11 protein-coding genes are annotated in these 11,659 nt (G+C 70.9%); 3 read left to right on the top strand and 8 right to left on the bottom strand.

Annotation, left to right across the window (positions count from 1 at the left end; all coding sequences use genetic code 11):
* Positions 1 to 185: 185 nt before the first annotated feature.
* Both ACH4XV_RS35250 and ACH4XV_RS35245 read left to right on the top strand, forming a co-directional pair.
* The gene (locus tag ACH4XV_RS35250; protein WP_395796405.1) at positions 186 to 1,847 is read left to right on the top strand and encodes a serine/threonine-protein kinase; all 1,662 of its coding nucleotides are present in this window, start codon (positions 186 to 188) and stop codon (positions 1,845 to 1,847) included.
* A gap of 341 nt (positions 1,848 to 2,188) precedes the next feature.
* Positions 2,189 to 3,352, top strand: a complete 1,164-nt coding sequence (locus ACH4XV_RS35245; protein WP_395796552.1) for an agmatine/peptidylarginine deiminase — start codon at positions 2,189 to 2,191, stop codon at positions 3,350 to 3,352.
* A gap of 241 nt (positions 3,353 to 3,593) precedes the next feature.
* Here ACH4XV_RS35245 and ACH4XV_RS35240 read toward each other — a convergent pair whose 3' ends face one another.
* From ACH4XV_RS35240 to ACH4XV_RS35215, 6 genes are all read right to left on the bottom strand, one after another.
* Positions 3,594 to 4,235 (bottom strand): RICIN domain-containing protein, encoded by a 642-nt coding sequence (locus ACH4XV_RS35240; protein ID WP_395796403.1) that lies wholly within the window; start codon positions 4,233 to 4,235, stop codon positions 3,594 to 3,596.
* 1 nt (position 4,236) lies between these two features.
* A complete protein-coding gene (locus ACH4XV_RS35235; RefSeq protein WP_395796402.1) occupies positions 4,237 to 4,860 on the bottom strand; it encodes a hypothetical protein in 624 nt (207 codons plus the stop codon).
* A 711-nt stretch (positions 4,861 to 5,571) separates the two neighbouring features.
* Positions 5,572 to 5,781: a hypothetical protein gene (locus tag ACH4XV_RS35230; protein WP_395796401.1), complete on the bottom strand. Its 210-nt coding sequence runs from the start codon at positions 5,779 to 5,781 to the stop codon at positions 5,572 to 5,574.
* A gap of 129 nt (positions 5,782 to 5,910) precedes the next feature.
* Positions 5,911 to 6,744 carry an ABC transporter permease gene (locus ACH4XV_RS35225; protein ID WP_395796400.1) on the bottom strand — a complete coding sequence of 278 codons (834 nt, stop codon included), beginning with the start codon at positions 6,742 to 6,744 and terminating at the stop codon, positions 5,911 to 5,913.
* A complete protein-coding gene (locus ACH4XV_RS35220) occupies positions 6,741 to 7,538 on the bottom strand; it encodes an ABC transporter permease (RefSeq protein ID WP_395796399.1) in 798 nt (265 codons plus the stop codon). The genes ACH4XV_RS35225 and ACH4XV_RS35220 overlap by 4 nt, the downstream gene beginning before the upstream one ends.
* 150 nt (positions 7,539 to 7,688) lie before the next feature.
* Positions 7,689 to 8,828: a serine hydrolase domain-containing protein gene (locus ACH4XV_RS35215; protein WP_395796398.1), complete on the bottom strand. Its 1,140-nt coding sequence runs from the start codon at positions 8,826 to 8,828 to the stop codon at positions 7,689 to 7,691.
* A gap of 895 nt (positions 8,829 to 9,723) precedes the next feature.
* On the opposite strand from ACH4XV_RS35215, the gene ACH4XV_RS35210 reads away from it, so the two are divergent.
* On the top strand, positions 9,724 to 10,140 hold the full coding sequence (locus tag ACH4XV_RS35210; RefSeq protein ID WP_395796397.1) for a hypothetical protein: 417 nt from the start codon (positions 9,724 to 9,726) through the stop codon (positions 10,138 to 10,140).
* Between the two features lie 215 nt (positions 10,141 to 10,355).
* On the opposite strand, the gene ACH4XV_RS35205 is transcribed toward ACH4XV_RS35210, so the two are convergent.
* Positions 10,356 to 10,571, bottom strand: coding sequence for a hypothetical protein (locus ACH4XV_RS35205; RefSeq protein ID WP_395796396.1), 216 nt, complete (start codon positions 10,569 to 10,571; stop codon positions 10,356 to 10,358).
* Between the two features lie 9 nt (positions 10,572 to 10,580).
* Positions 10,581 to 10,907 (bottom strand): hypothetical protein, encoded by a 327-nt coding sequence (locus ACH4XV_RS35200; RefSeq protein ID WP_395796395.1) that lies wholly within the window; start codon positions 10,905 to 10,907, stop codon positions 10,581 to 10,583.
* Positions 10,908 to 11,659 lie beyond the last annotated feature (752 nt).

Here is an 11,659-nt window from a genome sequence, read left to right as displayed (position 1 = left end):
GGCCCACGCCACGCTCGCCGCCGCAACCTCCGGGACGCCCTGCCGTTCGACTCGACGATGACCGGCCGACGCGAGACGGCGGCCTCCCCGGCTCCACGCCGCGGCGGCCCGCCGCATAGCGCCGCCGCCCCGGATACCCGGCGCCCCGGGAACCACCGTCGCCCGCGCCGCTCTCGGAGAGCCCCGTGAACCCCCACGCCCCCGCCACCCCACCGACCCGGCTTCCGCCCCTGCGACCCGAAGACCCGGACGCCGTCGGCGGCTACCGGCTGTTCGCCAGGCTCGGCGCGGGCGGCATGGGACGGGTGTATCTGTCCTACACGCCGGGCGGCCGGCCGATCGCGCTCAAGGTCGTCCGCCCCGAATACGCCGAGGACGCCGGATTCCGCGAGCGGTTCGCCCGCGAGGTCGCCAACGCCCGGCGCATCCACGGCCTCTACACGGCCCAGGTCGTCGACGCCGGAGCCGACGCCGACGTGCCATGGCTGGCGACCGCCTATGTGGCGGGGCCGTCGCTCCAACACATCGTCCGCGCCCACGGCACCCTCCCGGTGCCCGCCGTGCTGCTGCTGGTCGGCGGCGTCGCCGAGGCGCTCCAGGAGATCCACCGGGTTCAGGTCGTGCACCGTGACCTCAAACCCGCGAACGTCCTGGTCGCGGCCGACGGCCCTCGGGTGATCGACTTCGGCATCGCCCGCGCCGCCGATGCCGTCGCGCTGACCGGCACCGGACTGCGGATCGGCACACCCGCCTTCATGGCCCCCGAACAAGCCCGCGGCCGACCGGTGACACCCGCCGCGGACGTGTTCGCTCTCGGCGCCCTCGCCGCCTACGCCGCCGGCGGCAACGCCCCCTTCGGCGACCGGCCCGACACCGGCCAGGTCCACCGCCTCCTGCACGAAGAACCCGACCTGCGCCGGGTCCCGCGCGAACTCCACGCAATCATCCGACGATGCCTGGCCAAGCAGCCCGAAGCCCGACCGACACCCGCCGAAGTCATCGACCTCGCCCGCACCCATCCCGCCGTGGGCGGGCACCTGGGCTTCGCCGAGACCTGGCTCCCGGACCGGATCCGCCGGGAGATCGACCAGCGCGCCGACCTCCCCCGGGCACCCTGCGCCGCCTCGGGTGCCCGACCGGCGCCCGCCCACGCACCGGCACACGTCCCCGCGTCGGGCGTAAGCGGCACCGCGCCGATCCCCGCCGCAGCGCCCACGCGCGTGGCGACGGCCACGGCGGTCCCGGCTCCACGAGTCCGAGCAAGCCGCGGGCGCCGGCCGGCCGCAACCGCCCTGGTCGTCGTCCTGTCGGCCGCGCTCGGTACCGCGGTGGCGATACTCGCCCTGGACGAACTCGCCGCGCCCGACGACGGTGCCGCGACGTCGGCCCCCACCCCGGTGGCCACCACACCCGGGCCGGGCACGGCGCCGCCGTCCGCGAGCCCACCCACGAGCCCGTCGGCATCGCCGGTCGTCGCGTACACGGCGGCCTACACGGGGATGGTGCTGACCACGCCGGACGGCTCGTACGACTTCGACATCGAGACGGGCGCCGTGAAACCGGCCGAGTCGGCCCGCTGGGCCATCGGCCGCGGGGCCGACGAGTTCCTGGTTCCGACGGGCAGCGATGCCGCCGTCCTCCACGGTGCCACCCCCACTCCCGACGCGTGCCTCGACAGGATCGGCAAGAGCCCGGTCAGCGGCGTCAGGTTCGACGACGTCCCAGCCGGAGACTCGTTCTGCGTCCGCGCGCGCGCCACCGGCGACCTGGCGATCATCCGCGTCGTGAACACCTCCGCCGACGGCCCGATCACGCTCGTCGTCTCCGCCTACCGTCCGACTCGGTGACCGCCGGGCGTGGAGCGGCTCCAGGTGGGATCGGTGGTAACGAGGAAGCAGGAATCCCTCGCCCGGCCCCAGTGCCCGGCGACGTTCGAGACAGGCTCGATGGGCTCGGACCGCGCTTTCCGGACTCCGCCCGGAGCAACTCCGGACGCGAAGGGGATCACTCGTCCGTAGGACGATTCACCCTTTCGCTCTGCGCGAGCGGAGGCATGCCGGGCACTCGGTCATCGGGCGCCGCCCCGGCTCCCGGGCGCCTCGTCGACCCGGGCCTCGAGTCGCATGCGGCGGTAACAGCCCATTCGGAGGATCCTGTGGTCGAGCCCAGCGCGGTGCCCCGCCGGACGATGTTGCGGTACTCGGCCGGGCTGAGTGCGCTCGCGGTCGGCCTGGCGGCGTGTTCCGACTCGTCCGGCCCGTCCGACCAGGGCGGCTCCTCCCTACCGGTGGCTCCCGGCACCCCGAGCGCGGCGCCCCCGACCACCGGGCCGATCGCGCCGGCACGGCACTTCGGCGCCGAATGGGACCCCCACATCCGCACCTTCATGTCGTGGCCCGCGTCGACCGGGATCTGGGGCTCCGAGCTGCCCGCGGTGCGCGAGGACATCGCCCGCGTGGCCCGGGCGATCGCCGCCACCGAACCCGTGGTGCTGCTCGCTCGCCCGGAGCAGGTGGACGCCGCGCGGAAGGCGTGCGGCTCCGATGTCGAGGTGGTGCCTGTCGAGGTCGACGACCTGTGGGCCCGGGACACGGTGCCGGTGTTCGTCGAGGAGGCGGGCGCCGTCCATGGCGTCGACTTCGGCTTCAACGGGTGGGGCGACAAACAACCGCACGACAACGACGCGCTGGTCGCGCGCGAGGTTTCGGCCAAGTACGGCATTCCCCGCGATCAGACGTGGATCGTCGCGGAGGGTGGGTCGTTCGAGACGGACGGCGCCGGCACGCTGATGGTCACCGAGAGCTCCGTCGTCAACCCCAACCGCAACCCGGGCAAGACCCGGCAGCAGATCGAGGACGAGCTCAAGCGGGTCCTCGGGGTGACCGAGGTGATCTGGTTCGCGGGTGTACGGGGCCGGGACATCACCGACGCGCACGTCGATTCCCTCGCCCGGTTCGTCGCCCCGGGCGTCGTCCTGCTGGACACGGCGTTCCCCGGCGAGCCGGCCGACGCGTTCTCGGGTTCCTCCGACCAGGCCAGGGCGGTCCTGAAGGACGCCACGGACGCGCGCGGCAAACCGATCCAGGTCATCGACCTGCCACAACCCGACCCGTTGGAGATGACCGGCCACGGCGACGACTTCGTCTCCTCGTACGTCAACTTCTTCATCGGCGACAAGGCCGTGTTCCTGCCGCGCTTCGGCGACAAGGCCGCCGACGACCGCGCACGGCAGATCCTGCGCGACCACTTCCCAGGCCGCGCCATCGTCTCGGTACAGATCGACACCGTCGCGGCGGGCGGCGGCGGAATCCACTGCGCGACCCACGACGAGCCCGCGCCCCCACGGACATGACCCGGCGGCGGCCTGCCCCGTCACCTGATGGTCGTTCCAGGTACAGGAGGCCCCGAGGGACGATCGAACAGGGTGCGGCGATCTTACCCACGTGTCCGTACCCGGTAGTGCGGGATTGCGGCTCCCCTCTCCACGTTCCCGGGCACCCGGATGCCGAGCACCCGGCGACCTCGAAAGCGGTCGCCGGGCGAGAGTGGTGCGGTCGGGGCCGCCCCCGGGGTGGGGCGGGTGGCTACGGGAGTCAGGCCAGGTCGTACCAGAACAAGTCGGCCCGGTCGGGGTATTGGGCGGCCGAGGCGTGGATCACCGTGTAGTCCTTGATCGCGACGAACATGTTGTTGTGCTTGAGCTGGAGGCTGAACAACTCCCCCTGCCCGGGGCCCGGGGTGGCCTGGCTGATTATCTTCGTGAAGCGTTGGTGGTTGAGGTTCGTGCAATCCTGGGCCTTCAGGATGTAGCCTTCGTTGGGGTACCCGTCAGCGGCGCCCATGCACCAGGGACCGCCGCCGATCGCGCTGATGAACTCGAATTCCATCTGGTGGAGCGGGTTGAGGATCTTGTAGCACACCCTCCAGCGCTGACTCGGGTGGCCGTCGTAGGGCCACTGGATGATCATGCCGTGGTTGGTGTCGTCCTCGTTGGCGGTCAGGACCATCCCGGCTCCCGTGTGGATCCGGTAGGTGCCGGGGACGCAGGTCATGTCGGCCGGCCACGAGCCGGCAGCCGCCGGTGTCGCGGTGAGCAGGCCGGCGCCGAGGATCAGCGTGGTGGCGACGGCGATGTGACCGCGCGCGATGCGTCGTTTGCTTCCGGGTGAGCGTGGCATGGCGGCGGTCCGTTCGTCGGCCTCGGTGTTCGGGCGATCGCGTCGGATCACTCGCATGTCAACACCCCAGCTCCTGCTTGGCCTTGGCCCGCAGGGAGCCCGGCGGCGCGACGGTCGAACAGGAGACCACGCCCTGTTCGGGGTACTCGAAGGACTGGTACACGCCGTTGGGGCCGCCGACCCGCAACCAGTAGCCGGTGTCGTATCCGGTGCGGGCACAGATCCACTTGATCCACTCGCCCTGGACACGTCTGGTGCCCTGGTAGACCAGGTAGTAGTCGGGTTGCAGGAAGTTGAAGGTCTCGGTGGTCTGGGTCGTGTCCGTGCTGCCCATCGTGTCGGAGACCTGGAAACCCACCTTCGTGCTCACATTGCCGAACAACGTCTTGGCGTCGACGGTGAAATCGGTGCTGTTGTTCACCTGTGTGGTGACCGTGTACTGCTTGGTCATCGTGACCGTCCGGCTGCCGGTGGTGCCGGGCGCGATGGGAACTGCTATCCGGTAGGTGATCACCGAGTCGACCACGGCGGTTTCGGGAACCCCGTAGTAGCGGGTGAAGTTCGGGTTGCACGCGCCCTGCGGATCGGCGTGCGCGGGCGCGATCGTGACGCCCCAGGCCACGGCGGCGAGCGCGGCGGTCGTGGCGAGGGGTCGGCGTAACCTCGTACGTGGAATCCTCATACGGTCCGTGCATCCTTTCCCGGAACGGTGACGGTGGACGACGCCGTGGGCGGACACCGGACTGACGCCGGTACCCACAACGGCCGGAACTCCCGCGAGTGACAAGGCCGTACGCGGACGCATCCGAGCTGGACCAGGATGAACGGTTGCCGCGGTCGAACGGCACCTACGAAAGTTGGAAGGCACAATTCGAAGGTTGCGCGCACGATTCACCATTGCCGGCGGTTCGGCCTATCCGGCGGTCTACGTGGCCGCCGGCGCGGCGCCCGTGCTGCGCCCGCCGTCTGCGGGAGCTGGTGCGCGTCGTGGCCCGGTCCGACGACTCCGAGGAGATCCGGACCGCGGGTACCGAGATCGCTCGCCTACGGGCCGAGGCGCACCGCGAGATCGCCGGTGAGTGACCGGTCCTGGGAATGGCCGCCCGGCTTCGAGGAGGTCGCCGCGGGCCTGCCGCCCGACATCCTGGCCACCGTCGAGAAAACGGCCGCGGACCCGGCCACCGTTACCTCCGTGGTCTACCTCGATGGAGCCGCCTTCCAGGGCACCGGCCCCGGTGTACGCACCCACAGCGACCCGGCCGCAACCTCCTCTTCGAATCCCTCACCGTCCCGCGCCGGGAGTGCGTCTCCATCACCCAGGTCACCTGGCTCGGACCCCGACGGCCGGGGATCCCTTGATCCCACCCCGGCCGACACCTCACCCGACCTCGCCTTACCAGCGCATGCCGAGTCCGGTGAGGGACCGCGCCCGTTCCTGCTCGGCGAGTCCCGGTCGGCCACACCGCCGCCAAGACGTGCACGGAGTCGGTGTGCTGCCGCCCACCTCGTCGGACCAGCCCTCCTCCGCCGACCGGTCCGCCATCATCGCCGGAAACCGGTCCGCACGGTCTCCTTCGACCATCAGGCCACGGAACTGGCTCACCACCGAGAAGTCGAAGCCCTGATCGTCCAACTCCAGCCCAGGCGTATTTCCAGTCCAGACGGCACCGGACCGCCTCCGCAGCCTGCCGCTCGGTGAGGTTCTCGGCATACCGCGACACCGACACCAGGGTCAGTCGCGCCGGCGACAGACCGCGATGTCCGTCGGGGGGATCACCGCGCGAAGTCCTCTTCCACGAACAGCCCCTCCAGATGATCCCGCGCCCGCATCGCGGCTGCCCCGGGGATTGCTCACCCGTGCGACCCGCGCCGTCAGCGGCGGACTCTCCCGTCCCGACCAGGAACCCATCGCCATCGCTGTCCGCCCTTGGACCGGCCAGACCTTCCAGGGGAGGAGGCCGAGCGTGGTCACATCGATCCCGACGGTGCCGCCTCGTCGACGAACCCTTCCCGGTCCACGACGATCGTCACGAGAACCACGGCCACTCGCCCCCGCCGTGCACCGCCCACCCGTGGCCGTGGCGCGGCCACCGAGCGGCCCGGGGGACCGGCCGGTTCGGTCAATCGGCGGACAGCGCCGCCAACACCGGCATCCGTGCGGCCCTTCGGGCCGGCAGGTCCCCCGCGAACACCCCACCGCCGCCGCTGTCGCGACGACGATGGCGATGGTTCCCCACGGAATGACGAGCACATCGAGCCGTTGCGTCATGCGCTGGTTGGCGATTCCCCATCCCAGCCCCAGGGCGAGGCCCAGGAGAGTGCCGTAGACGGTGATCACCACCGATTCCGACCGCACCAGCAGCCGTATCTGCCGCCGCGACATGCCGACCGCCCGCAACAGACCCACTTCGCGGGTGCGTTCGAGCATCGCGAGGGTCAGGGTGTTGACCACGCTCAGCACGGCGATGGCGATGGCCAGACCGGTGAGCGCGTAGACGACCATCAGCATCTCGCCCACCTGGGCGCGTTGTTCGGCCTTGATCTTCGCGTGGTCGCGGACCGTCACCTGCGGGTGATCGGCAAGGGCACCACGCAGGGCCGACGCGGTCGCGGCGCGGTCGGCGCCACGGGCGAGGCCGGCGAAAACGGCGGTGTCCACGGCACCGGGCGCGATGCGGTCCAGAGCAGCGCGATGGCGGGCGCGCCGCGAACGCGGCCGATGCTGCCACCCGGCGGGTCGGATTCCCGCAATGCGCCGATGAAGAGCGTCGTCTCGCGGCCACCACCGCGAGCGCGGACGCGCACCGCATCGCCCAGGCGCAGGCCGTGGGCGCGGGCATAGTCCCCGGCGACCACGATGGCGTCGGGACCGGACAGAGCGCGAACCGGATCGCCCGCCGTGTAGCGCTCACGCAACAGCGCCGGAAAGGACGGGTCTTCGCCATACAGCGTGGCCAGTCGCGTCCACGTCGCGCCGTTCGCGGGGCTGATCTCCAGCGGGATCGGCGCCTGGCGCTCCCGCGCCGTCACCGCGATGCCGGGCACCGCACGCACGGCGTCCGCCACCCTGACGGGGAAGCCGGTGTTGCCGGCGTCGGCGGCCAAGGCGCCCTTGCCGTCCCCGGCGACGACGAAGTCCGCGGCCAGATCACGGTCGACCTTGCGCTCGGCCGAGGCCGTCGCCCCCACGACCGACATCGCGCCTACCACCGCGACCCCGATCATCAGCGCGGCCGCCGTCGAGGCGGTCCGGTAGGGGGAGTCTTGCCGGTTCGTCGCATACCGCCAAGCCTCACCCCACCAGCCGATCCGCGCATCGGTCCGCGAGCGTCTGTGCACGCTGCGCGCCGCGATGTACATACCGGCTCGCGCGTACGTCGTGTGTCGACGGACGGACGGACGGGCGGGCGGACGGACGGGCGGGCGAGGACGAGGGGGAGGGCGTCCATGTCCACAGGGACGCCCTCCCCAACACCCACTCCGTGTACGCCCTCGACGCACGCCGCGCGGTCAGGTGCCGCCGCAGCCGGGTACCGCTTGGCCGGCGGCCAGTCGGTAGGCGTTCAGGTGCAGCGGCAGGTTCGGGTGTGCCTGGTTCATGGTGCCGGTGACGGACAGGCGCAGGGCGGGGGAGTACATCATGAACGCGCCCAGGAATCCGTTGTGACCCCAGACGATGTCGCCGCCGGGCTGCACTTTCCTCTCGATGCCCAGCCCGTAGGTGTTGTTGCTCTGCGCGGTGGTGGTGAGCATGGTTCGCAGGGTTGCGTCGTGCCGGAAGAGTCTCCCGTCGAACAGCGCGCGTATGAATGTGGTGAGTTCGGCGGCGGTGGACACCAGCCCGCCGCCGCCGAAGGTGTCGTTGGTGGGGTTGAAGCCGTATGTGTCGATGTCGCCCAGGAAGGGATGCGACAACGTCCCGCGCGGGGCCTCCCAGTGTTCGAGGTAGGTGCGGCCCATCCCCAGCGGGTCGAGGATCTGCGTGCGGTAGGCGCGGGCGAGCGGACGCCCGGTGACCTTCTCGATGATGTATCCGGCCAGGATGTAGTTGGTGTCCGAGTAGTGGTAGCCCGTGCCCGGCCGGAAGTACGGCGATCCGTGGGTCAGCGCCCAGTCGACCAGTTCGGCCGGTGTCCAGCCCTTGTGTGGTTGTGCCAGTACCGTGTCGAACCACTGTGGGTCCGTGACGTAGTCGTTGAGGCCCGCGGTGTGGTCGAGCAACTGCCGGATGGTGATCTCGGATCCGTACGACACCCCGTCGATCACACTCACCCGGTCGACCAGGGCCGGGTCCAGGTAGGCGCCGATCCGGTCGTCGAGGTCGAGCCTGTGTCGTTCGGCGAGCTGAAGGATCACCGTCGCCGTGAAGGTCTTGGTGACGCTGGAGGTGCGGAAGGTGTCCGAGGCGCGCTGGTCACGCCCTCCCGGCACGAGCTTCCCGGCGGCGCCGTCGAAGCGGATCCCCGGCGCGGTGACGTCCAGGATCGCCCCGTGCACGGGCCCGGAGGACGGGTTCACGGTCTGGTCCAGCAGGCATCGGAAAGCCGATCGGGGCGGTGCCGGCGCCGCCGAGGCGGCGCCGATCACCGCCGTCGAGGTGAGACACAACGCCGCGGTCGCGGCGACGAAGATCCTTCCGAACAGGCGCATCAGCGGTTCTCCTCGTGCATTCGATCTCATGGCGGCGAGCCTGCGTACACTCCGTCGTCGGAGCCGGCCCGTGTACCACCCGTCTCGCGGGCATCGCGTGTCGCGGTCGCCGTCACGGCGAACCCGCAACCCGACACCCGCGTACAGTCCCAACACATCCCGGACGGCGATGCCGTACCCACAGGCCGCCCCCCGTCGTGCACGAACCCCGATCCCCGCGCGGACACATCCGAACCCGACCAACTTTGCCGGCCGCCGAACCACCCTGATACCTACAGAAGTTGGCCACGATCGTCCGAAAGTTGCGATGCCGGCGAAAAAATGCGCCAGATACGAACGGCGCGCGGGGCACCCTTTCCTCCACGCCGCCCACTCCGCAAACGACGGGACCCCCGTCCCGACACGCCGCCGCTCCACGCCGATGGCGTCTCGATCCCGGACGTGCCGCCGCCCACGCGGGATCGACAACGCCGCGCCGGCCACGCGGAATCGGAGCAGGCCAGGGACGACGCCTGCGGAGAACGCCCGGCGGTACACGTTGTGCGTCGAAGGCTTCGCGAGCTTCGTCGGAGACACCGCCGGTACGCGTCGATCACCCGGCCGAGCGGAACCACATTCGTTCGACAAGGCCCGTTCGCATTAACCAATGGTCTCGCGGGAACCGCGCTGCTTGAATGCCGTGGTGGCCTTGGACGTGGCGGAACTGCCGGCAGCGCACGATCGCATCCTGCGTGGCTCCGGTTCGGCGCGCCGCGGTTCGGCACAGTGGTCGAACGGATCGGACCGCTGACCGTCACCCACTACGGCACCCACTGCATCGTCGACCACCTCGCTCTGGGCGTCTCGACCTCGGTCGCCCGGCTTGCCACGCAACCGCGGCAGAGCGCGGCCGCGCGTGTGGGTTCGGTGGGACGAGCCGCAGGCGCAGCGGGTGCTGGACCTGTCCGCTCGCTCCGGGCCGCACCGAATTCCCCTGTCCGCCTGGCACGCGATGGGTTCGATCCCATGCTGGGACATCGACATCCGTGTACTGACCCACCGCGGAAGGGTTGCCGAGGCCTGCCGGCTGGAGTCCGTTCGGGGCACCGCGTTCGCCGTGGTCGGGGGCCTGACCGCGCCGCGCCCCCAACTACTCGCCAAGCTGCCATTGTGGCGGTTCCAGTCGCCGGCGAAGGGGTTTCTGCCCGCCGAGGCCGACGGGCAACTGCGCAGTGCCCTCATGGCCGTCGGGTTTCGGGACGTCACGACGGTCCGGTCCCACCACTGGGCCCCGCCGGGCGTGATCGCAGACGACGAGTTCCAATTCCTCTGAACGGGTGCCGCTCGGCGGATTGCCGCGGCTCAGGACAGCGCGGCGACCAACTCCTTGTGGCTGGTGACGCCGATCTTGCGGTAGATGGCCTTCAGATGGCCGTGGACCGTGTGGGGACACGCCGAGCCGGCGGGCGATGTGCTTGGCGGGCAGGCCCTCCAGGGCCTTCTCGATGACGGCTCGTTCTCGGGGGGTGATGCCGGACCAGGCGAAGATCAGTGGTAACAGCAGTGCGCCCAGGGCGGGTTGCACGGCCCCGCCAGATCGCCCGTGTGGGTGTCCTCCAGGGATTGGGCGTGCAGCGCGACCCAGTCCTGCGGCGTGGGGAGCCGGATCGGCGTCGGGGCGGCCGTGCGTCGAGCCGTCCGGGTGATCCGCCACACCAGGTCGTCGAAGTCGGGGCCGGCGGTGGGGCTGCGGTCGGGGGTCATCCCGCCCAGTCAGGCGCGGGCGATCGGGGTCGCCGACTTGATCCGGTCGTCGCCGTCGACGATGATCACGCCGGGCGGCACCGTCCAACGCGCGGGGCGGCGTGGGAACCTGCCGGCCACGAAGCAGTTCGGGCCCCCGGCCAGGGAGTCCGCGTGCCGTCCGGCGAGCGCGGCCTCGGCGGCCGAGAACGGCGGTTTCCCCCGCTCTCGACGCAGGACGAACGTACCCCGGTGGAGGTCGGCCAGGGTCAGCGCGATGTGCATCTCGCCGCCGACCTCGCCGTCGGCTCCGACCTGCCGTCGCCCCCGGCCGGCGAAGCAGTGGAGGCCATGCAACAGGTATCCGTCATGAGGAGCGAACCGGCCCAACCGACACGAGAGTTGCGCACTCAGGTCGTCAATTGCACCGGTTCGTGTTCGTGGAAGGTGTACGTCAAGGACGGTGTGATCGCGTGGGAGACCTGCTCGTCCGCATCACCACCCACCTGCGCCGCCGCATGCCAGGCGCGGTGTTCCTCGCCGGGACTTCGCCATCGTGACGGGCCGGGCGTGCCGGCGGCGGTGCCGACGCCGACAAGCCGCTCGGGCCTTGATGCCGAACCGCAGGTCGGCCGGAATCGGAGGCCGCGCACTCGACTTGGGTGAGGTCCTTCAATGAATCGGCCGTCTCGGCGCCGGTACACAGCGGATGCGGGCAGCGGTCGTGCCGACCCGGCGCGAAAGCGGCCACCAGACAAGCTGCGTAGAGAGATACGTCCACCATGGCTGGGCCGGCCGGGTGGACCCGATCTCACGAGCGACGTCGAGGCCGTGTCGAGTCGTTTGCTCGGCGTGGAGCGTGTGCGTCAACACGTTCACGACCCCCGCCACAAGGGGACAGGGGAGCCGGACCGAACGCGTTGGCCGATCGCTGGGAGATTGCCGTCCCGACCCCGTTCCCTCGGATGCCGCAGACCGAACCGGACATCGGGTTTGAGCCCGTTGTGGGCGGGTACCTCGGCGCCGCCGTGACGTGTGTGCAATGGCTGAACGTGGCAGTAGCGCCCGGCCCGCAGGTGAAGCCGAACCACCCAGCCGCGCGATCCGGC

The sequence above is a fragment of the Embleya sp. NPDC020630 genome (genome assembly GCF_044334985.1).
In the GTDB taxonomy this organism is placed as follows: domain Bacteria; phylum Actinomycetota; class Actinomycetes; order Streptomycetales; family Streptomycetaceae; genus Embleya.
This window is presented reverse-complemented; position numbering and strand designations above follow the sequence as displayed.

Coding starts and splice junctions, on each gene's coding strand:
- ACH4XV_RS35245 (WP_395796552.1), top strand. CDS start 2,189: ATGTTGCGGTACTCGGCCGGGCTGAGTGCGCTCGCGGTCGGCCTGGCG.
- ACH4XV_RS35240 (WP_395796403.1), bottom strand. CDS start 4,235: ATGCGAGTGATCCGACGCGATCGCCCGAACACCGAGGCCGACGAACGG.
- ACH4XV_RS35235 (WP_395796402.1), bottom strand. CDS start 4,860: ATGAGGATTCCACGTACGAGGTTACGCCGACCCCTCGCCACGACCGCC.
- ACH4XV_RS35220 (WP_395796399.1), bottom strand. CDS start 7,538: ATGTACATCGCGGCGCGCAGCGTGCACAGACGCTCGCGGACCGATGCG.
- ACH4XV_RS35215 (WP_395796398.1), bottom strand. CDS start 8,828: ATGCGCCTGTTCGGAAGGATCTTCGTCGCCGCGACCGCGGCGTTGTGT.
- ACH4XV_RS35205 (WP_395796396.1), bottom strand. CDS start 10,571: ATGACCCCCGACCGCAGCCCCACCGCCGGCCCCGACTTCGACGACCTG.